The sequence below is a fragment of the Streptomyces sp. NPDC002403 genome, assembly GCF_053593015.1.
Window position 1 is genome coordinate 121253 of record NZ_JBSFBQ010000017.1, and the last position, 23837, is coordinate 145089.

At 68.1% G+C, this 23837-nt stretch carries 19 protein-coding genes and 2 pseudogenes; 11 read left to right on the forward strand and 10 right to left on the reverse strand.

Going from position 1 to position 23837, the window contains the following annotated elements; translation table 11 throughout:
- Positions 1 to 93 precede the first annotated feature (93 nt).
- Positions 94 to 1617, forward strand: a complete 1524-nt coding sequence (exaC, locus tag ACWCPY_RS20575) for an acetaldehyde dehydrogenase ExaC (RefSeq protein WP_451266900.1) — start codon at positions 94 to 96, stop codon at positions 1615 to 1617.
- 161 nt (positions 1618 to 1778) lie between these two features.
- Here the strand turns inward: exaC and ACWCPY_RS20580 are convergent, their stop codons facing one another.
- A complete protein-coding gene (locus ACWCPY_RS20580) occupies positions 1779 to 2075 on the reverse strand; it encodes a hypothetical protein (protein WP_451266902.1) in 297 nt (98 codons plus the stop codon).
- Between the two features lie 137 nt (positions 2076 to 2212).
- Between ACWCPY_RS20580 and ACWCPY_RS20585 the strand changes: the two genes are divergently transcribed.
- Positions 2213 to 2362, forward strand: coding sequence for a hypothetical protein (locus ACWCPY_RS20585; protein ID WP_451266904.1), 150 nt, complete (start codon positions 2213 to 2215; stop codon positions 2360 to 2362).
- A 58-nt stretch (positions 2363 to 2420) separates the two neighbouring features.
- On the opposite strand, the gene ACWCPY_RS20590 is transcribed toward ACWCPY_RS20585, so the two are convergent.
- On the reverse strand, positions 2421 to 3431 hold the full coding sequence (locus ACWCPY_RS20590) for an aldo/keto reductase (protein WP_384594475.1): 1011 nt from the start codon (positions 3429 to 3431) through the stop codon (positions 2421 to 2423).
- 426 nt (positions 3432 to 3857) lie between these two features.
- Between ACWCPY_RS20590 and ACWCPY_RS20595 the strand changes: the two genes are divergently transcribed.
- Positions 3858 to 4628, forward strand: a complete 771-nt coding sequence (locus ACWCPY_RS20595; RefSeq protein WP_451266906.1) for a transposase — start codon at positions 3858 to 3860, stop codon at positions 4626 to 4628.
- Between the two features lie 49 nt (positions 4629 to 4677).
- Here the strand turns inward: ACWCPY_RS20595 and ACWCPY_RS20600 are convergent, their stop codons facing one another.
- Entirely contained in the window at positions 4678 to 5373 is a 696-nt protein-coding gene (locus ACWCPY_RS20600; RefSeq protein ID WP_451266908.1) for an ALF repeat-containing protein, read from the reverse strand.
- Positions 5374 to 6307: 934 nt separating this feature from the next.
- Here ACWCPY_RS20600 and ACWCPY_RS20605 point away from each other — a divergent pair.
- From ACWCPY_RS20605 to ACWCPY_RS20615, 3 genes are read left to right on the forward strand one after another with little or no spacing between them, the layout of a single operon-like run.
- Positions 6308 to 6868: a hypothetical protein gene (locus tag ACWCPY_RS20605; RefSeq protein ID WP_451266910.1), complete on the forward strand. Its 561-nt coding sequence runs from the start codon at positions 6308 to 6310 to the stop codon at positions 6866 to 6868.
- Positions 6869 to 6879: 11 nt separating this feature from the next.
- The gene (locus tag ACWCPY_RS20610) at positions 6880 to 7494 is read left to right on the forward strand and encodes a cell wall protein (protein WP_451266912.1); all 615 of its coding nucleotides are present in this window, start codon (positions 6880 to 6882) and stop codon (positions 7492 to 7494) included.
- A 31-nt stretch (positions 7495 to 7525) separates the two neighbouring features.
- Positions 7526 to 8428 carry a MauE/DoxX family redox-associated membrane protein gene (locus tag ACWCPY_RS20615; protein WP_451266914.1) on the forward strand — a complete coding sequence of 301 codons (903 nt, stop codon included), beginning with the start codon at positions 7526 to 7528 and terminating at the stop codon, positions 8426 to 8428.
- Between the two features lie 458 nt (positions 8429 to 8886).
- On the opposite strand, the gene ACWCPY_RS20620 is transcribed toward ACWCPY_RS20615, so the two are convergent.
- Complete coding sequence (locus ACWCPY_RS20620) at positions 8887 to 10794, reverse strand: CASTOR/POLLUX-related putative ion channel (RefSeq protein WP_451266916.1); 1908 nt, start codon at positions 10792 to 10794, stop codon at positions 8887 to 8889.
- Positions 10795 to 11402: 608 nt separating this feature from the next.
- Between ACWCPY_RS20620 and ACWCPY_RS20625 the strand changes: the two genes are divergently transcribed.
- Positions 11403 to 12014, forward strand: coding sequence for a hypothetical protein (locus ACWCPY_RS20625; RefSeq protein ID WP_451266979.1), 612 nt, complete (start codon positions 11403 to 11405; stop codon positions 12012 to 12014).
- Positions 12015 to 12958: 944 nt separating this feature from the next.
- Here ACWCPY_RS20625 and ACWCPY_RS20630 read toward each other — a convergent pair.
- The 4 genes from ACWCPY_RS20630 to abc-f all read right to left on the reverse strand — a co-directional run bounded on the left by ACWCPY_RS20630 (position 12959) and on the right by abc-f (position 18708).
- Complete coding sequence (locus tag ACWCPY_RS20630; RefSeq protein WP_451266918.1) at positions 12959 to 13984, reverse strand: cytochrome P450; 1026 nt, start codon at positions 13982 to 13984, stop codon at positions 12959 to 12961.
- Positions 13985 to 14790: 806 nt separating this feature from the next.
- On the reverse strand, positions 14791 to 15237 hold the full coding sequence (locus tag ACWCPY_RS20635; protein ID WP_451266920.1) for a LytR C-terminal domain-containing protein: 447 nt from the start codon (positions 15235 to 15237) through the stop codon (positions 14791 to 14793).
- A 241-nt stretch (positions 15238 to 15478) separates the two neighbouring features.
- On the reverse strand, positions 15479 to 16090 hold the full coding sequence (locus ACWCPY_RS20640; RefSeq protein WP_451266922.1) for a hypothetical protein: 612 nt from the start codon (positions 16088 to 16090) through the stop codon (positions 15479 to 15481).
- Between the two features lie 971 nt (positions 16091 to 17061).
- A complete protein-coding gene (gene abc-f, locus ACWCPY_RS20645) occupies positions 17062 to 18708 on the reverse strand; it encodes a ribosomal protection-like ABC-F family protein (protein ID WP_451266924.1) in 1647 nt (548 codons plus the stop codon).
- A 296-nt stretch (positions 18709 to 19004) separates the two neighbouring features.
- Between abc-f and ACWCPY_RS20650 the strand changes: the two genes are divergently transcribed.
- The 4 genes from ACWCPY_RS20650 to ACWCPY_RS20665 all read left to right on the forward strand — a co-directional run bounded on the left by ACWCPY_RS20650 (position 19005) and on the right by ACWCPY_RS20665 (position 21778).
- The gene (locus tag ACWCPY_RS20650; protein WP_451266926.1) at positions 19005 to 19328 is read left to right on the forward strand and encodes a hypothetical protein; all 324 of its coding nucleotides are present in this window, start codon (positions 19005 to 19007) and stop codon (positions 19326 to 19328) included.
- Between the two features lie 302 nt (positions 19329 to 19630).
- Positions 19631 to 20089 (forward strand): MarR family winged helix-turn-helix transcriptional regulator, encoded by a 459-nt coding sequence (locus ACWCPY_RS20655; protein ID WP_451266928.1) that lies wholly within the window; start codon positions 19631 to 19633, stop codon positions 20087 to 20089.
- Positions 20086 to 20955, forward strand: coding sequence for an ABC transporter ATP-binding protein (locus tag ACWCPY_RS20660; protein WP_451266930.1), 870 nt, complete (start codon positions 20086 to 20088; stop codon positions 20953 to 20955). Before ACWCPY_RS20655 ends, ACWCPY_RS20660 begins: the two co-directional genes overlap by 4 nt.
- On the forward strand, positions 20915 to 21778 hold the full coding sequence (locus tag ACWCPY_RS20665) for an ABC transporter permease (RefSeq protein WP_451266932.1): 864 nt from the start codon (positions 20915 to 20917) through the stop codon (positions 21776 to 21778). The genes ACWCPY_RS20660 and ACWCPY_RS20665 overlap by 41 nt, the downstream gene beginning before the upstream one ends.
- 75 nt (positions 21779 to 21853) lie before the next feature.
- Here ACWCPY_RS20665 and ACWCPY_RS20670 read toward each other — a convergent pair.
- Together ACWCPY_RS20670 and ACWCPY_RS20675 are read right to left on the reverse strand one after the other, a co-directional pair.
- A pseudogene (locus tag ACWCPY_RS20670) lies at positions 21854 to 22336 on the reverse strand (DinB family protein); the annotation flags it as partial.
- Positions 22337 to 23652 (reverse strand): annotated as a pseudogene (locus ACWCPY_RS20675) (ISL3 family transposase).
- Positions 23653 to 23837: the final 185 nt, after the last annotated feature.

Below are 23837 nucleotides of genomic sequence, written 5' to 3' on the forward strand. Positions count from 1 at the left end.
TTTCCTTGCAACGGGGTTGCAACGTATCGCTGCCTACACTCGCGCCGAGGGCCGTCCAACGGCGGGCGGCACCGGATCCGGGAGGCCACAGAGATGACCCGTTACGCCGCGCCGGGTGCCGAGGGCGCCATCGTTTCGTACGAGTCCCGTTACGACCACTGGATCGGCGGCGCGTACGTGCCACCCGTCCGTGGTCAGTACTTCGAGAACCCCAGCCCCGTCAATGGCCGCCCCTTCACCGAGATCGCCCGCGGTACGTCCGAGGACGTCGAACTCGCCCTGGACGCGGCGCATGCCGCGGCGCCCGGCTGGGGAGCCACGTCGGCAGGTGACCGTGCGGGTCTCCTCAACAGGATCGCCGACCGGATGGAGGCCCATCTGGAGGAGCTCGCGGTCGCCGAGAGCTGGGACAACGGCAAGCCGGTGCGGGAGACCCTGGCTGCTGATATTCCGCTGGCCATCGACCATTTCCGTTACTTCGCCGGTGCGTTGCGCGCCCAGGAGGGCTCGCTCAGCGAGATCGACGACGACACGGTCGCGTACCACTTCCATGAGCCGCTCGGCGTCGTCGCGCAGATCATCCCGTGGAACTTCCCGATCCTGATGGCGACGTGGAAGCTGGCCCCGGCGCTCGCGGCCGGCAACGCGGTGGTCCTCAAGCCGGCCGAGCAGACCCCGGCCTCCATCCATGTATGGCTGAAACTGGTGGCCGACCTGCTGCCGCCGGGCGTCGTCAACATCGTGAACGGATTCGGAGCGGAGGCCGGCAAGCCTCTCGCCTCCAGTCCGCGCGTCGCGAAGATCGCCTTCACCGGCGAGACGACGACGGGGCGGCTGATCATGCAGTACGCATCCGAGAACATCAAGCCGGTGACGCTGGAACTCGGCGGCAAGTCGCCCAACATCTTCTTCGACGACGTGTGGAACGCGGACGACGACTTCCGCGACAAGGCGCTCGAAGGTTTCACCATGTTCGCCCTCAACCAGGGCGAGGTCTGCACCTGCCCGTCGCGCGCGCTGATCCAGCGCGGGCTGTACGGCGAGTTCCTGGAAGCGGGCATCGCCCGCACCGAACTGATCGTGCCCGGACACCCGCTGGACACGGACACGATGGTCGGCGCACAGGCCTCCAACGACCAGCTTCAGAAGATCCTCTCGTACCTGGACATCGGCCAGCAGGAAGGCGCGAAGATTCTCACGGGCGGTCAGCGGATCGAGTGCGACGGAGAACTGGCCGGCGGCTACTACGTCCAGCCCACCGTCTTCGAGGGCGACAACCGGATGCGGGTCTTCCAGGAGGAGATCTTCGGCCCGGTCGTGGCGGTCACGTCCTTCTCCGACTTCGACGACGCGATCAGGACCGCCAACGACACCCTGTACGGCCTCGGGGCCGGGGTGTGGACGCGCGACATCAACACCGCCTACCGGGCCGGCCGCGCCATCCAGGCGGGCCGGGTCTGGACGAACTGCTACCACGCGTACCCGGCACACGCGGCCTTCGGCGGGTACAAACAGTCCGGGATCGGCCGCGAGAACCACAAGATGATGCTGGAGCACTACCAGCAGACGAAGAACCTCCTGGTGTCGTACTCGCCGAAGAAGCTGGGCTTCTTCTAGGCGCACGAGGAAAGGCGCCTGACCTGCGCTTTCACCCGTCAGGCGCCTTTCACTCAGCCCGCTCTCGACGAGCCCTACTTGCGTGCTGACCCCCATTTTCTCCCACTGCTGTACCCCTCCCGACCAGTGCTTCCGGACCAGTCACGGACCAAACCCCCGGTTCAACCCTCGGGTGCGTCACCTTGGCTGACGCGCTGCCACTCGTTCATGGACTGCTCGATGAGGCGGTTCGCCTGCTCTCGAAGGCCGTCGAGGAACTTGGCGTAGTGGCGAAAGAGATCCTCGATGCTCTGGCCGGCGCGGCGGGCACATTCGGCCGGGTCCACTCCGGAGTAGAGCCAGAACGAGATCCCGGCGTGCCGGAGGATTGCCCGAATCAGCGAAGCCGAACAGGAGGGATGGCTCGGTGAGATCGAGGGGCTGCAAGTCAGCCTGGCCAGCGCAGAGGAGAAGATCACCCAGCTTGACGCAGAGCAGGTCCGTCAACACCAAGTGATCGATCTCGGCATGCCCAGCTTCAGCCAGATCGCGACACGGATCGGTACGGCAGGAGGGCCATCAAGTTTAACCAACTGGCCAAACTCAGGAGCAATCGGTGGACGTCAGCTACTTCGATGCCCACGGGCACGCTCCGCTGCGCGTGGCCCTGCTGCCGGCCGCGGTGGAGCATCCTGCTTACCGCACTGGCGGGCAGCGCGCGGATCACGCAGTTGCGCGCGACCGCCCGCAAGCACTGCCGGGCTGACCACAGGGCGGTGAAGGCCGGAGCCACGGACTCGTCGAAGGCCCGGCGGTAGCCCGGACTACCGGGAGCCCGCCACAGGCTGCCGCTTGTAGAAGGACTCCTCCAGGTAGGCGGCCTCGTGCGGCTGGTAGGGCTCCTCCAAGTAGGCGGCCTCGTCTTCGTCGAGTTCGACGTCCACCGCGGCGACCGCGTCGGCCAGCTGGGCCGGCTTGGTGACCCCGACGATGGGCGAGGTCACCGCCGGGTTGCGCATGACCCAGGCCAGGGCGACCTGGGCCGGGGACAGACCCCGCTTGCCCGCGATCTCGTGGACACGCTCGGCCACCGACTGGTCCTCGTCGCGGTAGAGGATCTTGCCGCCCGGGTCGGTCTCGGCACGCGCCGTGGCGGTGTCCCGGGCCCGCGTCAACCTGCCCCGCGCCAGCGGGCTCCACGGGATCACGCCGATGCCCTGGTCGGCGCAGAGCGGGATCATCTCCCGCTCTGCTTCCCGGTGGATGAGGTTGTAGTGGTCCTGCATCGACACGAACCGGGTCCAGCCGTTCAGGTCAGCCAGGTACAGGGCCTTGGCGAACTGCCAGGCGTACATGGAAGAGGCTCCGATGTAGCGGACCTTCCCGGACTTGACCGCGTCGTGCAGCGCTTCGAGGGTTTCCTCGATCGGAGTGTCGTAGTCCCAGCGGTGGATCTGGTACAGGTCGATGTAGTCGGTCCCCAGTCGCTTCAGGGAGGCATCGAGCTCGGCGAAGATCGCCTTGCGGGACAGCCCGGCGCCGTTCGGGCCGGGGCGCATCCGCATCCAGACCTTGGTAGAGAGAACAACCTCCTCGCGCCGGGTGAAGTCCTTGACCGCCTGGCCGACAATCTCCTCGCTGCTTCCGGCGCTGTACCCATTGGCCGTGTCGAGGAAGTTGACGCCGCCCTCGAGGGCCTGCTTGATGATGTCCCGGCTGGCGTCCGCACCCAGCGACCAGGGCTCGCCGCCCCGGTCCGGCTCTCCGAAGCTCATACAGCCGAGGGTGATGGCGGAGACTTCCAGTCCGGTCGTTCCGAGTTTGATGTATCGCATGCTTCCGAACCTAGGAGTTGGAGTGCGCTCTAACGCAAATACGTCTTGGTCCAGAATTCGGAGGCGTGTGGCATGTGCGCCTTGTTTGATTTCGACCTTTTCAACCAGACTTACCAGAGAACCCAGTGGTAGCGAGTAACAAACCGGGCGGCGGTATCGCGGCGCTCGCAACGGCGCCCCTACCCGCGGCATCTCTTAATACTCCAGCAGGATTTCGCTGTCTGAGCTGGTCTTTGGCCGGGTGGCGGGAGTGTAGCGGGACTTCGGTCGTGCGGGGGCGGTCTCACGGCGACCGCCCCTCGATCGTGCGACAACGCCGCAGGTAGTGACAGCGGCGGGCGACGGCTTGGCGTCGGCGGCGCCAGTTCGACCAGCTCAGCGCGTGGTGTAGCTCGGCATAGGGTCGGCCTGAGTGATGATCATGATGTGGCGAGTGTGATCACGGCATCGGAGCCGTCCTGGATAACCCCGTTCGCGGGGCTGAGCCCGCGCTGCTTCGGCAAACTTCTGACCACGCTGCGGCGCGATGGAGCTGATGTGGTCCACCGAGGCCGGCCGTGGAGTCTGCCGTTGGAGGACCGGGTGTTGCTGGTCACAGCCTATTGGCGTACCAACCTGACGTTGCGGCAGCTCGCTCCGCTGTTCGGCGTCTCGAAGTCCACGGCTCACCGAGTCATCAACAACCTCGGCCCCCTTCTTGCGCTCCAGCCCCGCAAGCGGTTCGCCAAGGACACCGTGCTCATCGTGGACGGCACCCTGGTCCCCACCCGAGACCACACCATCGCCGAGCGTTCGAAGAACTACCGGTACTCCACCAACCACCAGGTTGCAATCGATGCCGACACCCGCCTGGTCGTCGTGGTCGGCCGGCCGCTCGCCGGGAACCGCAACGACTGCAAGGCATGGGAGGAATCCGGTGCCAAGGCCGCCGTCGGCAGGACCACCACGATTGCCGACGGCGGCTACCCGGGCACCGGTCTTGTCATCCTGCACCGCCGACAGCGCGGCCAGAGCGACCTCCCGGACTGGAAGGAAGACCACAACAAGTCCCACAAGCAGGTCCGAGCCCGTGTCGAGCACGTCTTCGCACGCATGAAGACCTGGAAGATCCTCCGCGACTGCCGCCTCAGAGGTGAAGGCGTCCACCACGCCATGCTCGGCATTGCCCGCATGCACAACCTCGCCGTCGCGGGATAGGTCGCAGGTAGCATGGTGGCCCGCTATGCCCTAGGCGATTCCAAGATCTTTACGGGACACCCCTTACGAGCTCGTGCACGGTTAGCGGTGGGACGTCGAGCTCTGGATCGTTGATCATGGATGTGTGGTGGGGAACGTGACGCGCACAGCGATCATCAGCGACCGGAGGATCACGGGCTTGTCGGCCGCCGTGATCGCGGAACTCGTCACTGAGGTGGGGCCGTTGTGGTGCTTTGTCCGCCTTCTTCGCTGATTCGCGGGCGTATGCGGCGGAGAAGGCAGCGTTGGCTGCGGAGTCTTCGGCAGCTTCGGCGTCCGCGTCGGCCCGGTTGGCGGCGGCCCGTGCGGCGGAAGCGGCGGCGGCGCTACTTTCGGCGCCGTCGGCGGAAGCATCGGCGTCGCCCGCGTGCCCTTCGGCCTGCCGGGCCGATTCATCTGCTTGATCGGAAGCTTCTGCCGCCTCCTTCGTGGTGATTATGGCCTTGGCGGCGGCCTCGGCTGCGCGCCAGGCGTCCTCGTACGCCTTGGCGGCGATCATCGACCCTTCGGCCAGGAGACCTTGGAGGTGTCGCTGATGGGTGGTGGCGAGGTCGTCCTTGCGCTGGGCCATGTACCGGCCGACCGTGACGAACTCGTGGATGAGCTCGGCGGGGCCGGCCAGCGCGATGGTGGCGGCTGCCTTGAGTTCGGGTCCCCCTTCGGTTGCCAGCCGCGCGGCGAGGACCCGTTCGTCCTGGAGCCGCATGCCATACTGGTCGGCTTGCCCGAACGCGGCGAGCGCCTTGGGGGTTCCCGTTTGAGGGCGGCCTCTGCGGCCTCACTGACGTAGGTGCCACCCACGGTGGCCAGATGGGCCTCCACCAGCCACTTCGCGTGCTCGCGCTGGGTGTGTAGGGCGTCGGCGGTCACCACGGTGTTGGCCAGGTCGAACGGGGCCAGCAGGGCGGTGAGCGCTGAGATTTCGTTGGTTTTGTCCGGCACCCGCAGCTGGCTGACGACGCGGCCGGCAGTCGTGACGGCGGACAGCAGGTGGGCGGCGGGCGCGGTATCGGTGCGCGAGCCGCGGGCGCTCTTGCCGTCCACCACGACCGCCTGCGTGCCGACCGGGTCGTGGCCGAGCGTCGGCGAGCCCGCCGGGGCAGACCTGGACCAGCACCCGGCGCAGCGTGGAGGGCGAGGCCGGCCGGCGCACGCCGAGCGGCCCGCGTGCAGGAAACCCCAGGCGGGTGAGGGTGTCCTGGGGTGCGTTGCGGGCCCATTGCCCGATGGCCAGGTAAGAACGGGCGGCGGTCAGCAGGACCGAGACCAGGGGGTGCCGCCGGCCGCGCCGGTGACGCGGATCGGATATCGCACTCAACCGGGCCGCCGTGGCCGACAGTTCACGCTGCTGACGCGAGGGCGACCTGGTCAAACAGGCGGTGGCAGACTGGCGGCACATCAGAGCTCCGGTGGTCGGGTGACTTGATAGGCCCCTTGATCACCGGAGCTTCGTTGCATGCGCCGCCGCCATGGCGAAGGTTCGTCACATCCCTGTGACCTGCTGGTTCTCGGAGCCGCCAGGACTATGAATCAGCCCTGGGAGCTGAGCGTCGGCGCGCCGTCGGGAGGGCTTGGCGCCATCGATCGACGCGGAGCCAGGCGCTCGACTCATACGGAACGCGGCCGTCTATACAACCTGCGTGTCTACGCGCATCATTGAGTTGCTTCGCTCGGACAACCATCCTCGGCCGGAACGCGGTCGTCTCCCTTTGACGTGTTGTGGCGGCGACCAAGCCAAAGATTGTCATGTGCTCGTCAAATCAGAGAAAGGCAACACGATGGCTTGCGGATCAACCAGCCTGTGGGCCGGTGAAACCAGCTGGTTCTGCTGCGGCAATGCCTGGGGCCCGTGCTCCAGCGCCGGCGGCGGCGCCTGCGGTAACTGCCAGTCCGGCGCGTACCACGGCGCGTGGCCCAACGCCTCACAGGCATGTTGGAACATCACCCGGCCCGACCTCTGTGGCGAGAACATACCCAGACGGGGCTGCGGTGCGGTCATGAACGTCAAGCACCAGTGCTCAGGCGCGACGGTGTGCATCACCATCACCGACTGCGGCCCGCGCACCAAGGACTGGTGCGGCGAAGCGACTTGCTGCAACGGCACCTGCCGCACTAACCGTGTCCTCGACCTCACCCCGGCAGCATTCTCGGCGATCGGCAACCTGAGTTCGGGCAAGCTGCCGGTCTACATCTACGAGTGAGGAGCGCCGACATGACCGTACGACACGACCGGGCCGACGGGATGCGCAGGCGGCGCTTCCTCACCGACGCCGCGCTGGGTGGGGCGACCATCATCGGCGCGACCGCGCTCGGCGGACTTGACGCCGAGGCCGCCTTCGCCGCGGAACCCTCGCTCGACCCCGCGATAGCAAGGTCCACTTTCGTGGAGGGCCGGATCACGGGCATCACCGGCAGCATTCTGGAGGTGGCCGGGTCCAACGGCGGCCATTCCCGGGTTCAGATGACCAACGTCACCAGCGTGTGGAAAGTCCGCGCCACCACGGCCGAAGCGATCGAGGTCGGCGACGGGCTCTACGCGCGCGGCGTCACGATGCCCGACGGCACCGTGGCCGCCGACGCGGTGTGGGTGAACATCGTCAATCTGGACACGCAGATCCGCGGCATCGCGAAGAACCGGCTGCACCTCGCCCACGGCCGGCACGAACTGGTCGGTCACGTCGCCCCGGACGCCAGCGCCTCCTACGCCGGCCGCGCACTGACGTCCGACCTGTCCCGGCTGCGCATCGGACAGAGCGCCCAAGTGCTCGGCGCCTGGCGGCCGTCCGACAACTCCGTGGATGTCGTCCGCATCTCCGTCGGGCACTGATGCGGGCCCGAGGACACAGGGAGAGGAAGAGATGCTGTCACTGACAACGGGCCTGGCCCCGCTGGTCCTCGCGGGCCTGCTCGGGTGGACCGGAGCGGTCAAGATGTTCAGCCGAGGCACCGCACAGCAGGCGCCGAAGACGGCACTGGCTCGCATTCTGCGCAGCAGCGAGCGGGCTACGACAGTGTTGCGCGCGACCGGCGCGGGTGAACTCCTCATCGCCGCGGGTCTGCTGATGACGCCGGCGAACCCGGTGCCGGGGGCCGCCGCAGCGGTCCTCGGGGCGGGCTTCCTCGCCTACCTCGGCTATGGCCGGACCATGGCGCCGGAGTCCTCCTGCGGCTGTTCGGCAAGTGACGACACCCCCATCACCTGGCGGGCGTTCGCACGGGCGGCGGTCGTGGTCATCGGCGGGGTCACGGTGGCGGTGACACAGGGCACCTGGTGGTCGGCGATCTCCGAGCGGCCTGCCGGCGCCCTGGTCTTCCTGGCCGGGGCGGCGGCGGTTCTGGTCGCCCTCTCGGCCGACCTCGACCGGTGGTGGCTGCTGCCGCTGCGCCGGACGAGGCTGCGTGTCTTCGGCCACCCGCTCCTGGGAACCGTCGGCAGGGACCGGGTGCCGGTCGCGGCGAGTGTCGAACTCCTGGAGAACTCCCTCGCCTGGCAGGCCGCCGCACCAGTGGTCCGGTCCGCCTTGCTCGACCACTGGGAGGAGGACGGCTGGCGCATTCTCCAGTACTCGGGTGTGTACGCGGACCGGGAGAACGCGCGCCCGGTCGCCGTGGTGTTCGCACTCGACGCCACGGCCGGGCGGGACACCGGTGACGACCCGATCGTCCGTGTCAGTTATGTCGACATGGACAGCGGGGAGGCGGTGGCCATGGACGAACTTCACGCGGTGCCATCGCGGAGGGCCCTGCCGATGGCGGGCTGACGCCACGTACGGTTGCCCCGGCCCGGTTCGGTCGTCCGGTCACCTCACGGCGGCACGGAGGTGCCCTGACCTGCTGATCCCGATCGCCGAGCACCACAGTGCCCGCGAGATCGCGGTCGGCGGCAGGTCCGGGCACGAGCAGGCAGGCACCTGGACCGGACCTGTGCCGGCGGCGGAGGAGGGGAAGCGACCGCCCCTCCCGTCCCGTCCTCCGCACGTGTGCGGTGGGTGGCGTCCTTCGACCACGTGCGGGGAACCGGCGAAGGCGGTGTGGTCGCGGTTCGGGGTTTCGCATGCCGAAACGCACACCCCGCTCGACCGGCATGGCTAGGTCGCCCTGCGGGGTTCGGACCTCCTCGGCCGTGACCCGGCCGAGGAGGTCGACGCGCTCCCGCGGTGACGCACAGAATGCTGTCACCGCGGCGCCCTGAGGAACCACCACCACTGGGCCACCACGACTACCGGCCGCGCCCGTCGTCGCCCACGGGAGCAGCCTCCCCTTCGGCGAAGACGACGACCGCGTCCTTCGAGCCGAACACGAGCGGGGCCGATTTGGACGGGTTGAGGAAGATGCCGTAGTTGGGGGGCTCCTCACCGCGCCTGGCGAGCCGATAGCCGATGGCGGTCTCCCCCCGTCGCCGTGCGGCCTCGATCACCGTGGCGAAATTGGCCTCGGCACCAGGGACCACATAGTCGGATGCCGGCTTGATGTAGATCTCCGAGCCTTCCGGGTTGAACAGATCGGTGAACACGGCGTGCAGGTGGCGGTTCTCGGTGAGCTGGGTGAGCAGCAGGCTGATCACCTTGGTGCTCACGATGAAGTCGTCGGCCTTGGTGACCTGGGCGACCTCACGGTTGCCGTCGTCGTTCATCTCCGTGACGATCGAATACGGGTCACCGAGCGACTCCTCGATGTCCCGCAGGTGGAGCAGGGTCACCAGGGTCCGGTCGTCTGCGGGGCCGGAGGCGATGGTGTCGTCCGAGAGCACGACGATGTGCTGGTAGCCGCCCAAGTCCAGGGCCTCCAGCGAGGACCTCCGCGTCGGCTCGCAGGCCTTGAACCCCACCGTGAGATTGGCGAGCGTGTCGCTCAGGGCGGCCTCCGGCCGTCGTGGCGCGGCGATGTCCAGCGTCGAACCGGGTTGAACGAAGCTGTCCAGCAGCCTGACCAGCTTCGCCGTACGGGAGTTCTCGCCGATCAGGATGGTCCGGTCGAGCGTCGGTGATTGCGCCGGAGCCGATGTGATGGCCGACTCGACGATCGCAGGGCGGGCCTCGCACAGCCGGATGAGCAGATCGTCTTCGGCTACGACGAGTATCTGGTCTCCGGGGCCGATGACGGTGTCCATCGGCGGATTGACCAGTACGTCTCCCATGTCGGCGCCCAGCCCGACCGGGACGCCGAGGTCGAAGGCGTTCAAGGCGTGCCCGTACGTCGAACCCACCAGGGCGGGCTCCTCGTGGAAGTAGAACTCGTTGCCGACGAAACTCAGCAGTTCGTTGAAGACGGTCGAAAGGCCCGTCTGCCGGTGCGCCTGCGCGATGAGGCGGACCGCGATGTCCTCGGCGTCAATCACCAGGGCGCTCCTGCCGGCGGCCAGTCGGGCCGCCGCCAGGTTCTCCGAGTCGTGGACGGCGGCGACGATTTGTGGGCGGCTCCCGGCCCACTGGCGGCTGTGCAGCAGGAGGAGGGCCTTGATGACGTCGACGTCACGGTCATCGCCCACAGGTGGCAGCACCATGATCGACTTCGCCGTGTCCGGGCTGACCAGTTCCAGGTCCGCCCGCACGAGAGGGTTTCCGGAGCGGCAGATGACGCGTGTGCTGCCGGTGTCGGGGATGCGGGCCCGGATCGCGTCCTCCATGGAAACCTTGTCCCGGTCCGCGAGGATCACCACGCACGAGCGGCGCTCGCTCTGATTCGCTTCGACGAGCTCGGAGATCACGGTGAAGACCTGGTCCGACCAGCCCAGAACGATGGTGTGCCCGCGCTCTATGAGCTGCGACTGGCCCTTGCGCAGCTCCTGGAGCTTCTGGTTCAGACCAGTGGTCAGGACACCGATGAGCGCGCTGACGATGAAGATGCCGCCGAGCGTCACCGCCAGCATCAGGCCGAGAAACACCGGACCGCCGGTGTCCCCGCCCATGGTTCCGGCGTCGAGGGTCCGCAGGAGGCTCATCCACGCGACACCCAGCCAGCCGCCGTTGGCCTCCGCGTCCGTATCCGTGAACAGGACGACCAAGGTCGAGGCCAGCGCGATGAGCGCGACCGAGGAGAGCGCCAACCAACTGATCAGGGCCGGCGTTCCCCGGTCCATGGTGCCGTCGAACCAATACCGGAACCGGGTCCGCAACCTGTCTCTCATCCCCTGCCCTCCCCTTCTCCCACGGCCTCCGGGCAGGCCGTGAAATCCGTCGTCACGGCCATGACGAAGCACAGTTGATCATTCTCCCAGTCCGATCGGGGATCCCACTCAAGGGGCCGCGCACAAGGGCCGGTTCAGGCCATGCAACCTGACCAACGGCGAGGGACGCCCGAGGCGTAGCGGTCTACCCCGACAAGCGCGCCGCTACCGGTTCCGGCGGGAAGTTCATGCACGCCACCGGGATGAGAACGCCGACACCACGCCCGGAGTCTCAGCTCATCAGTCTTGCTGCGGAACCGTGGAGTCCCGTGAGGTCGTAGGCGACGAGCAGGGGCACGGCCCGCTCCACTGCCCCGGCGGTTGCAGCAGTCCCCCTCAGCCGTGGCTCTGGGAGGGGCGCGATGCGAGGACGCTCCTCGGCCACCACCCCGATCACTCCGATGCGGCCGGTCCCGCCTCTGGTTGCAGTCCCCACGGCGAGCGCCACGGTCTGCGGCATGCCGGGGTGCGGGTGCATCTGTCGGGCCGGCCGTGTCGAAGTCGCCGTCGCCGTCGGCGCCGGTGATGACGGGGGCAGAGGTGGAATCTCGGGCATCATCAGCGCGATCGTGATCGGCATCGTCGTCGGCACGCTGGATCGGCTCGCGCCGCCCGGTCGTCAGCGCATCCCGCACAAGGATCGGCTCAGCGACGACGCGCGCCGCTACGCCCACGCCCTGGACGAGCTCTACGGCCGCGGGCGCGGCGAAGGCGCCCAGGACCTGGACGGCGACGCAGCAGGTCAAGGCGGCGGTCAGGACCCGTCCTTCCCCACCGCGCGGGAGTGGGCGCAGGAGCTGGAGGCCCTCTTCGGCACCGACGTACCCGAGGAGGTCCTCGCGGAGGCCGCCGACGCGGGTTGCACCGATGTGCTCGCACAACTCGATCCGGCGTCGGCACGCCCGTCCGTGGAGGTGCTCGGCTCGGTGCTGTCCCTGGCCGGAGGCATGCCCGAGGCTCAACTCGCCCGGCTGCATCCGCTGGTGAAGCGGCTCGTCGACGAGCTGAAGACCCGCGGCTGGCCCGAGACCCGCGCCTCGCAGGAGAACCTGGTCAGCGCGGCCCGCACGGTCCGGGGTGAACTGCCCGCCTCCTCACTTGCCGATCCCGGTGGGGTCGGGGCGTCACAAGCGTCCCGGCCCCACCAGCCGCCACGTCATGGCATGACCGGTTGCCGGTGAACGTGTCCTGGTCCGCGGTCTCGTCCCCGTGCGCCAGGGCATGACCGGACGCCGCATCTGCCGCGTGGCCGTGCGCATGTCCTCTCCCTGCGCTAGAGGATGACCGGCACCAGCGGGCGCACGAGGCCGGTTTCGACATGTCCCACCCCTGCGCCAGGGGATGACCGCCGGAGCAGGGCAAACCGATCGCGAAACTGATGTTCCACCCTCCGCCGAGGGAGGACCGGACGTCGAGCAGCTGCTGGTCGTACGGCTCGACGTCTCGCCCCTGCGCCAAGGGATGGCCGGGTACGTACGACGGCAAGGACAAGAACCACGAGACGGCTCAGCAGGGCGAACGCCCCTCTCAGCTGCCAGACAGTTGACCACGGCCTCCCCGGCAGCCCCCACGAGGTGCATGATCGGCCGCCTCCTAGCCGTAGAGACAGCATCGGTCACGCCGGGCGGCGCTCTGCCGATGCATGGCGAAGAGCAGCGGAAGCGCACTCACAGCCGTAGTGCGCCGACGCCGCCTCCTCGACTGTGCTTCTTTGCCAGTCCCCGTACCGGGGCGTCAGAAGCGGGTCCGCCAAAACAATCGGGTCATCCGGGACCCCTGTGCGGGACCTGCCTCCTGGCTGGCACGCCCACCGCCTCATCAGTACCAAGACCCGGACCATACGCGGACCAAAACTCCGCCCGTCGCAGATCCAGCCTCCGTTTTCCCTGGTCACCGCGCCATGCAAGATGTACCACCAGCAGACGAAGAACCTCCTGGTGTCGTACTCGCCGAAGAAGCTGGGCTTCTTCCAGACACAGAGAAAGGGGCACCTGACCAGGCAAGATGCCCGTCAGGCGCCCTCCTCGGCGCATGACTGAGTGGTAAGTCTGGTATCCCAGCTCTGACCAGCAGTTCCGGGGCATTTCCGGGCCAAGGTCCGGCTGAGACCGTGTCCTACATGGCCTTAGCCGCGCAAGGTGGCACGCAGGCGCAGGCCGGCAGTTGCGAGACCTTCGAAGGTGGTGACCTGATAGCTGGGTTCCGGTCCGGGCGGCTCACTCAACTGGTAGCGGCGGGCGGTCTGTGCAGTCAGGAGCGTCAGCATCGTCATGGCCAGAGCGGCTCCCTCGCAGCCATGCGGCCCGGTGCCGAAGGAGAGGAAGGCCCCGGGTTTCGCCGGCGACCCCGGATCATCGAGCCAGCGCTCGGGCCGGAACTGGTCCGGCTCTGAGTGTTCCCGAGCGTCCCGGTGGGCAGTGTAGGGGCAGACGAGAACGGTGGACCCGGCATCGATGGTGTACTCGGCGAGCTGAGTCCGTCGCGTGGCGCGCCGGGTCAGTAGCCAGCTCGGGGGGTACAGGCGGAGCACCTCGCGCACCAGTGCCTGGGTGTACTGCAGGCTGTCGAGGTGGGTGCTGGTCGTCGCGGCCGGGTCCACGGGCAGCAAGGCGGCTTCGGCCGCGACGCGGCCCGCTGCCTGGGGGTGCCGGGCCAGGTGGAGCAGAATCCATCCGGCTGCCCGGGAAGGTGTCTCGAAGGTGGCGACGGTGATTCCGGGGAGGGGGTCGAGGATGGCCTCTTCCGGCAGCAGGCCGTAGCGGGAGGACGGCCGGAGCATCTGTCCCAGTACGTCGTCGCCGAGCCGGCCCGATGAACGGCGTCGGCGGACGATGGGCCGCAAAGCGTCAACGAAGGCGACTTGCTGCCGTGTGCGGAACCGCCGTGCCGGTGTGGGGACCCAGCGTGGCCATACCCAGCGCGAGGGACATACGAGCACCTCCCGGGCCAGGAAGAGCTGTGCGGCAAAGGGCAGCAGGGTGGGAGCGTCCTCGGAGAAGAGGTAGCGGACGCCGATCTCTGCCAGGGCGTGCCGGACCGGGGGAAGAATCTCGATGTCCTGGCCCGTGGGCCACTGGTCAGCAAATTGAGCGGTCCTGGGCGCTATCTCACCGATCCGGGCTGCAACCGCCTGCGGGCGCAGTCCGCGCATGCGGGCGGCGTGAGCGTGCGCACGCTCCTCAGGCAACGGTGCTCGCCGCTTCAGCGGCGGGAAGAGCGGCGAGGGCGGCTTGGGGAAGTCCTGCGCGCGGTGCAGAACCGTTTCACACGGCCCGGCCGTAGCGGCTACGTAGACACCCGGCTCCAGTTGCCATACGTCCCCGCACTCGGCAACGCCACGGCGCGCCAGTACCAGCCGGTCGCGGTTCCAGGCCGCGAAGCTCCCTCCATGCAACCGCGGCGGCTCATTCATTCGGCCCATGGGATCGCCCCTGACTCTCGTACCCGTCCAGCCGAAATCGTCGGCAGCATAGCCAGGAGCCGGCGGGCTCCTCGGGGGCTCCCGCCGGCAATGCGGTCAGACGCGGTCGTCGCCGCCTTACGCACCCCAGTCGTGCACCCCGTACGCACCGTAGTGGCGGGTGAAGGACAGCTTGCCGAGCAGCTTGGCGATCATGATGCGCTCCTCTCGCCTGTCCGAGCCCTCCCAGCCGAGGGTTCAGCAAAGAAGTTCTCGCCAGCACCAACGACCACGCATCCCATATTTCCACTCATGCCATATATGTCATATCCAGAGCTTCAGTCGCACGCGTGGATATGAGGCGCGTGCTTACGGGCTGGGCCCGCAGCCGGCCATCGTCGCCCCGGTGCTGGAGGTCAGTGCCGTCCCCGGCCGCGAGGTACGGCGGCGCCGGTCACCTCCGGACCGGGGGCACCAACGCCCCGAAGAAGTGGAACGCAGCTTGCGGTACGTGTGATTCACCGGTGCCGAACGTGGTGAGGCGGCGCTCGGAGTTGTCAGCCGTATGAGAGGTCGGAGCAGATGCTGCGGTTGGCTGGGCGTGCCTGTGCGGTGACGGTTGAGGGCAATTCGTCTGGGGCGACGGGGTCCGGGGCGGTGGTGGGGGTGTCGGCGTAGTCCTGGCCGGTGATGAGGTTGATCTGGTTGCCGGGGATGAGGTTGAGCTGGGCGTGGGGGGAGAGTGCGGCGAGGGAGTGTGCCCGTGCTTTGAGTCCGGTGCCGTACTCGATGATGATGGTGGTGGTGTGGTTCTGGGCGCCGACTGTTGCGGTGCCGGAGACTGTGAATTGCCGGGTGCGCAGGAGGTCGGCGGCTCGGGCGGCGAGTTTGCGGGTGGCGGTGCCGTTGCAGACGGCACGGTGATGCCGGCGCCGCTGACCGTGCTGGCGGTGGGGGCCGGACCGGCCTTCTTCTTGGTGTGCTGTCCGGTGGGTTTGCCGCATGAGGTGTCTCTGTCACGCCATAACCGTGGTCATGAGGTGCTCTTCCTACGCCATGGAGTGTGCTGCCCTCGACGCGCAGCCCGCTTGCCAGCGCTTCCACGCACCTCCGCGGTCCCGAGCAGGATGCCCCGAGCTGGATGCCCCGAGAAGGGATATCCTGAGCCGGGGGCCGGACGGGAATCCCGGCCCGATTACGGCGGGCCGGGATTCTCCAGCGTGCACATCAGGCGGTCACCGGATTTCAGTAATCGCCGAATCCGCCGCCCTCGCCCTTCTCGCCGTGGTGGCGCTTGATGACGCGGAAGCTGGCGACGACTCCGTTCTTGACCTTCACGCCGCCATTCATCTCCTCGTGGTGCTTCTTCTCGCGGTGCTCGCCGTTCACGCAGTTCTCTTCCTCGCTCTTGCCCTTGCCCGGGCAGACGCCGTCGGCAGAGCTGTGCGGGCCGACGGTGGCGATGGGCGCGCCGTTGTCGCACACGGCTCCGCGGAAGACCTGGACCTCGTTGCGGCTGTCGTTGCGGATGTTGAAGCTCTTGGCACCCAGGCCGCTGACGACGGTGATGCAGCCGTCGGGGCGACCGGAGTATTCGCGCTCGTTGATGTGGATCCGGCCCTCCTCGTGATGGCGCTTGCCCCCGCGCTCGTTGCCCCGGCGCTCGTTGCCTTCGTTGCCCTTGCCCGTATTGCCACCCTCCCCGCCCATGAGGGCCTGGGCGGGGACGGCGGCCGGGGCCACCTGGGCCTGGGCCTGGGGGGCGGGGACGGCGGTGGCATAGGTGATGCCGGTCGCGGTCAGTACCGCAGCGGCCACGACGGCCGTTGCGATCGCGTGGGAACGGTTCATGATCATGTCGCTTGTTCTCCTTCTCGGACTCAGAGACAGTCCCGCTGTGACAGCCGGTGCGTGACTGAACGTACTAACACCCCCTATTGCTGTCATATCGAGCGACTCGGGGCCCCCGACTTCGTAGGGCCGATCGGGTATACAGAGCCCTTCACGCCGTCCCAAAAAAGAGCTGAATAACCGTCAATATTCGGTAAAACGCGGGATGTTAATTGACCATTAGCCCTTGCAGGTGATCTTCTGACGTCTACTCACCCGCTGTGGCGGTGGGGCGCCGGGAAGTGTCGGCAAGTCGCTGCTTGACATGTGGCCTGTCGCATGTTCCAAGGGGGCCATGTGAACGTTGGCTGTCCGACGAACGTGACCGCGCATAGCAGGGTTCGCCCAGGCCACGAGACACGGAGACCCGATCTCTACAGGAATTCACTTCATTCGTGAGCAGCCTCGCGTGCGAGTCCATTGACTCTCGCGTGTCCGAAGACAGACTCAACTCGGCTTTGAGGGCAGCCGGAGGGCCCCTGTTGGCGGCGCACTCCTCTGAGTGCTCCGCCAAGGTGGTGCGACCTGGGCGCCATGGTCGAGGGCTACGCCGTCCTGTGGCCGGGAATGGCCCGGACTCCCAGCCGGTGGTCCCGTGTGCCGCTGTGTTCAGCTGCCTGGTTCACACCCGCGAGGCCGGCGAGAGTGCGCCTCGAAAGGTACTGCGGGTCGGCTTGGTCAGGAGGTGCCAGAAGGTCAGACATGAGCGCACCGTGGGTGCCGGACGACGGGCGGCGGCACAGGCGGCTGCGTCCGAGCAGCGGCATTGGTCGATGTGTGTGTGCGGCGCGGGCCACGGCGCCCATGTCGCCGGCGTCGCTACGGCGGAGTGCGGAGTAGCGGTCTCCAGGCACCTGACCATCCAGATATGGAGACTGCCACCTCGCGTGGCGCCGGGCCACCTTCTTACGCAGGCGGCGACGGAGGACCCGACGTGGTCAACATCTGCGGCCGGCGTGCAGTTCCAGCTGTTCCCCTTCGAAACGTGTGCGGAAGCAGCGGTCGTGCGACACCATGACCACCGCTCCTGGATACGTCGTGAGCGCTGCCTGAATGTCATCGATCAGGTCGAGCGCGATGTGGTTGGTTGGCTCGTCGAGGACGAGGAGGTCTGCGGGTCGGGTTGCCAAGCGGGCAATCTGTAGCCGCCGCTGCTGTCCCGCGGAGAGGGCGGTGACCGGGACGTGCAGGTCCTCCTCGCGGAACAGGCCGAGGGCCAGGAGCTGTTCGGCATGCTCGTCCGGCAGCCCGGGGCGCCCGGCAGCGAACGCAGCGAGCAGCGGGAGCCGCGTGGAGTGTGCGGGCAGTTCCTGCGCAAGGTAGCCGATCCGGGCGGGGCGGCGTGCCGTACCCCTGTCCGGCTCCAGGTCGCCCGCCAGGACGCGCAGGAGCGTCGTCTTGCCCGCGCCGTTCTCGCCCGTGACCAGCAGCCGCTGTCCCGGCGTGATCGTCAGGGGCCCGTCCAGATGCAGCCGGTCGCCGACCCGGATGCCGTCGAACTCGGCGAGCGGGCGGCCGGCAGGATCCGCGCCGCCCGCTGTTGGCAGCCCCGTCGTGAAGCGCAGTGGTGCCGGCGGCTCTGCCACCGGGCTGCGCCGCAGCTGGGTCAGGCGCTCCCGAACGGAGCGCACTTGCCCGCCCAGCTTCGCCTCGCTGGACCGGCGGTGCTTGCCGAAACCCTGACGCGGGTCGCGGCCGGTGGTGGCAAGGCGCCTCCCTGCGGCTTCGAGGAGCTCTTCCATACGGGTCACCTCGTCGGCCCAGTCCGCGTACCGCTGCTCTGCGCGGCGCCGCGCGGCGGCCTTCGCCGCGCGATAGCCGGTCCATCCGTCGCCGTACCGGCTCACCGTGCGCGTATCCCGGTCGACCTCCAGGATCGTGGTGGCGGTGCGTTCCAGGAAGCCACGGTCGTGGGTGACCGCGACGACGGTTCCGCGGTGCGCACGCAGGTGCTCCTCGAGCCAGCGGACCGCCGCCGCGTCGAGGTGGTTCGTCGGCTCGTCGAGGAGCAGCAACTCGGGGGCGGCGGCAAGTACGCAGGCGAGCGCGAGCCGCGACTGCTCGCCGCCGGAGAGCGAGCCCAGCACGCGGTCGCGGGTGATCTGGGCGAGCCCAAGCCCGTACAGGGCGGCGTCGACGCGGGCGTCCGCCTCGTATCCGCCGCGTTCCTCGTAGGCGATCAGCAGCTCACCGTACGCGGCGAGCTCGTCCTCGGACGCCTCACCCAGGCGTTCCTCCGCCGAGCGCAGCCGCCGTTCCATGGCGCGCAGTTCGGCGAGGGCGCAATCGACCGCGTCCTTTACGGTGCAGTTCAGGTCGAGGTCGAGCGTTTGGGCGAGGTGGCCGCGACCGCCGGGGAAGCTGACGGTGATTTCCCCGGTGTCCGGTACCTCGGCCGCGGCCAGCAGCCGCAGCAGCGTGGACTTGCCGGATCCGTTCTCGCCGATGACGGCGGCCCTCTCACCCGGGCGAACGGTGAAGGAGACCTGGTCGAGGACGGTCCGAGTGCCATAGGACTTGGTGACATCCTTGACGGACAGCTGCGCCATGGCAGCGGATGCGGTGGTATGAGCGCGGTCGCGCATATGACTTTCCCTGGCATGCGAAGGGTCTACGGGTAGAAGAAGCGGCGGCATCGGCCGTACCCGGACTCAGACGAAGAAGAAAGCCATGTGGCCATCGTAGCAAGACGGATCGTCTCGGTTGAATTCATGCGTGCCGCGAAGTCCGTGAGCCGCAGCATCCTCATGGGCGTGCGGGGAAAGCACGCCAACTCGGTGGCGTGCCGGGTGCGGGAGAACGAGGAGCTGCGGGCAGTCGGCCGTCCATCGGGTCGGCAGCCGGGGCGATACCCCGGGCACGGCGCGACGAGACGAGTTCGATGCGATTGATCCTGGGTGGTGCCCGGTATGGGGACGCCGGGTGGCAGCGCTGCTTCCGGCTCGCCCAGCAGCGCGTCCAGGCCGGCGGCCCGGTACCGGCGGCCGCGGGCGTCGTCGCCCAGGGCGAAGACCTCGAACGGGGTGAGCGCGCAGCGGCACGGACGGGAATAGTTCCTGTCCAGGTCGGCGACCACGGCAAGGGCTATCTTGCCCGGCCACCTTGCTCCAAGCCCACCGAGATGGCGCACCGCTGGATGGACTACCTCTTGGGAGGCAGCGCCGGCGACGGAGCGCCTCCGCAGTTCGACGTCCGTTCGGAGTAAATGCACAACATCCTGTCCGGCCTCTGCCAACCCGACTGGGAGAGCTACGTCCTGCCCGGGCATCCTGACAGGTGGGACCGCTGCCGTTCACCGCCGGCCCGTCGGGGCTCTCCAGCTGCGGGACGCCGCCGGCAACCACACCGTCCAGACCATCGGCCGGCGTGCGCGCTGAAGCAGAGCGCACGCCGAGGTTTCCCGGAACCGGGGCCGTCGCCTCCCGCTCACCGCAGGGGACGGCGGCCCCGCTGTCCTGCACAGGAGATAACTGCACATTAGCTCGTATACAGAGCTAAAATGGGCACATGGCGGCGGGTGATCTACCTGATGAGCTCGCCGGACTTCTGCCCCGTATCCAGAGGCTTGCCCGGCGAAGGCTGTGGAGCGGCCAGTCGGCGCCCCGGCTGCGCGGGGCGCACGCCGAACTCCTGCGGCTGGTGGCCGCCGAACGCGGCATCCGCGTCTCCACAGCCGCGCACAGCCTCTGTCTCGCGCCCAACTCGGTCAGCACGCTGGTGAACCACCTCGTCGCCGAAGGACTGCTGCGACGGGAGAGGGACCCCGGAGACAGGAGGGCCGCGCTGCTGTATCCGACCCCAGCGGGGGTCGGGAAGCTGAGCGACTGGCACGCCCGTCGCGAGGCGCTGTTCCGGGAACACCTGACCGGACTCGACGCGGCCGACCGGGCGGCACTCGCCGCCGCACTCCCGGCCCTGCACAGACTCGCCGCCTCACTGCGAAGCCAAGGGGATGAGACCGCGTGACCACGGAAACCGCCCCCGCCCTCAACTGCACCGGACTGAGCTACAGCTTCGGTGACGCGAAGGCCGTCGACGGCCTGGACCTGCTGGTCGACGAAGGGGAGGTGTTCGGCCTCCTGGGGCCCAACGGCGCGGGCAAGACCACCACGATGCGCGCGATCACCACGCTCCTGCCCGTGCCGCCCGGCGTCATCGAGGTGTTCGGCCATGACGCGGCCCGGCACAAGATGGCGGTGCGGCGCCTGCTCGGCTACGTACCGCAACAGTTGTCGGCCGACGCGAGCCTCACCGGCCAGGAGAACGTCCAGCTCTTCGCCCGCGTGTTCGACGTACCCCGCCGCGAGCGCGCCGCGCGGGTCTCCCAGGCGCTGGACGCGGTCGGACTCGGCGATGTCGCGCACCGGCTCACCGCCACGTACTCCGGCGGCATGGTCCGCCGCCTCGAACTCGCGCAGGCACTGGTCAGCGCGCCCCGGCTGATGATCCTGGACGAACCGACCATCGGCCTGGACCCGATCGCGCGCGACAGCGTCTGGGACCGCATCACCGAGATACGGGTCGGCACCGGCATGACCGTGCTGGTCACCACCCACTCCATGGACGAAGCCGACCAGCGCTGCGACCGGCTCGCGCTGATGCACCTCGGCCGACTCCGCGCGCTCGGCACCCCCGCCCAGCTCAAGAGCGAACTCGTCGCCCACCAAAGGGAATCGGGCGAGACGGGCCGTCCGCCACCGTCCCTGGAGGACGTCTTCCGATACCACTCCGGAAGCGGACTCAACGACCCCGGTTCTACCACGGAGAACGAGGAGAGAGGAGCGTTCCAAGATGTCCGCCGTACCCGTCGCACCGCATCCCGCCTCGGCTGAGTCCGGCCCGCCGGATCAGCGCTTCGCGCTGCTGCTGACCCCACCACCGCCCCGCACGGGCTGGCGCGTCGTACCCGCACGTGTCACCGCGATGTGCGTGGTCGAAATGCAGAAGCTGCGCCACGACCGCACCGAGATCTACACCCGCGCCGTACAGCCCGCGCTCTGGCTGCTGATCTTCGGCGTGACGTTCTCCCGTATCCACGCCATCCCCACCGGCGGCGTTCCCTACCTCGACTTCCTCGCGCCCGGCATCATCGCCCAGTCCGCCATGTTCATCGCGATCTTCTACGGAATCATGATCATCTGGGAGCGGGACTCCGGCGTCCTCACCAAACTCATGGTCACACCGACGCCCCGGACCGCTCTGGTGACCGGCAAGGCCTTCGCCGCCGGGGTGAAAGCAGTGATCCAGGCCGCGGTCGTCATCGTGATCGCCGCGCTGATCGGTGTCGGCATGACATGGAACCCGTTGCGGCTGCTCGGCGTCGTCGTGGTCGTCGTGCTGGCCTCGGCGTTCTTCTCCTGCCTGTCGATGTCGATCGCCGGGATCGTCCTCACCCGCGACCGGTTGATGGGCATCGGCCAGGCCATCACGATGCCGCTCTTCTTCGCCTCCAACGCCCTCTACCCGGTCGCCCTCATGCCCGGCTGGCTCCAGGCCGTCAGCAGGGTGAACCCGCTGAGCTACGAGGTCGACGCCCTGCGCGGGCTGCTCATCGGCACCCAGGTCCACCTCGGCCTCGACCTCGCGGTCCTCGCTTTCGCGGCACTGGTCGGCATTGTCGCCGCCGGTTCGCTGCTGGGCCGCCTGGCCCGCTGAGCACTACAGGGGTGCCCGGGTTCACCAGTCGTTCGCGTGATGAGCCCGCCTGACCAAGGCCGTGTCCTACATGGTCTAGCGAGCTGGTGCGGCCGACCTGGCAGCTTGCTCGATCTTCGCGCAGTAGGCTGCACGGGCTTCCTCGTCGATCTGCTTCTCGTGTTCGGGGCGCACCCCGGTCCGGCCGTCGAGGCCCTCGCGCAGGATATCGGCGTGCCCGGCATGCCGGTTGAGCTCGCCGAGGACATGGACCATGACGGCGAACAGGTTCGTGTTGGGATAAGGCTCCGGCCACCACGGCACGCGGCCGGGGGCGTCGAGGGGAAGCTCGTTGATCGTCGCGTCCGAGTGTTCCCACGTGCGCCGGTAGAACCCGATGATCTGATCGCGGGTCTCGTCCTCGGTCGCCCACAGATCGCTGCCGTTGTAGTCCTGCCACCGGTACAGCGGTTCCGGGGAAGGGCGGTCGAAGACCTCGCCGAAGTACCTGGCCTCGACGGTGGCCACGTGTTTGACCAGGCCGAGGAGGTTGGTCCCGGTCGCTGTCAAAGGGGCTCTTCACAATCCTGGGTGTAGTCGTGGCCTGAAGCCGCCGGTTTCCAGCAGAGATCTGGCGATGTAGTTGGTGAGGTTGCGGAATCCGAGGGCGGAGCCGCGGAGGTGTTCGAGCCGACCGTTGATGGCCTCGGTCGGTCCGTTGGACGTGCCCGGGCGTTCGAAGTAGGCCAGCACGTCGGTGGCTCGCTTCTTCAGTGTCCGGCCGAGTGTGATGATCTCGCTCAACGCGCTCGGGACGCCCTGGCTGACCGACTCGATCAGCTTCACCATTAGCTCTCGGCCCTTCCTCCGATCGGATTCGCGGTAGGCGGCGATCATCCTCTGGTAGACCCCCACGTGGCTCGACCTCAATGTGAGCGGCGCTCGCAAACAGCGCAGCCAGTCGGTCTTTCTGCCTGTCGGTGAGCAGGTCAGCGCCGGTGTGGAGGGTTCGCCGTGCGGTATAAAGCGGGTCGCTCCTGCGTCCGCGGTGCCCGTGGATGGCCAGTTGGACACGTCGGCGGCATCGGTCGAGTGCGTCGCTGGCCAGACGCACAACGTGGAATGGGTCCATGACCGCGACTGCGTCGGGCAGTTCCTCGCTGGCGGCGGTCTTGAACCCGGTGAAACCGTCCATCGCGACGACCTCGACGCGGTTGCGCCAGGACTCTTCGCGTTCGGCGAGCCAGGCCTTGAAGGCGTGCTGGGAGCGGCCTTCGACCATGCCGAGCAGCCGGGCAGGGCCGGTGCCGTCGCGGTTGCCGGTCAGGTCAGGTCAGGTCAGGTCAGGTCAGGTCAGGTCAGGTCAGGTCAATGATCACGGTGACGTACTTGTCGTCACGCCTGGTGTGGCGCCACACGTGCTCGTCGACGCCGATCGCGGTGACGTCGTCGAACCGGACGGTGTCGTCAATGAGGACGCGCTTGCCCTCGGCCAGGACAGCGTCGTTGGCGGTGTTCCAGGAGACCCCGAGCCCTTCGGTGATACGGACGACAGTGAGGTGCTGGCAGACGATGGCTTCAAGCGCCCATCGCAGCCCGCGGCGCGAGAGTTTCGCCCGCGGCTCAGCCGCCTTGGTGGTGTCTTGCCGCCACACGTGCCCACAGCCGATGCAGCGGTAGCGTCGGATCGTGACGTGAAGGATCGTGGGCCGCCAGCCGAGTGGCTCGTGCGCCAGTAGCCGTGTCACGGTGTCTCGCGGTGTGCCTTCGCAACCGCAGCGGCGGCACCACTGATCGGACTCGACGACCCGGCATGCGAGAACCGCACGATCCGGGGCGAGTCGCTGACCGGTGACTTCGAGACCGAGCTCGTCAAGGCGGCAGAACGTATTCATGTCAGCGCGGGCGAAGCCCGCCTCAGGGGTAGCGTCGTGCAACGTCGAGGTCTTCCGGATGGGCTTGGTGTAGGAACCCCCGTCCTCGGGAGACCTCGACGCCTACCCGGCCACCGACGCGGGATGAGCTTCCACCGTCGGTGTGACACAAGTTTTTGACGGTTGATGATCTGAAGTCATCCAGG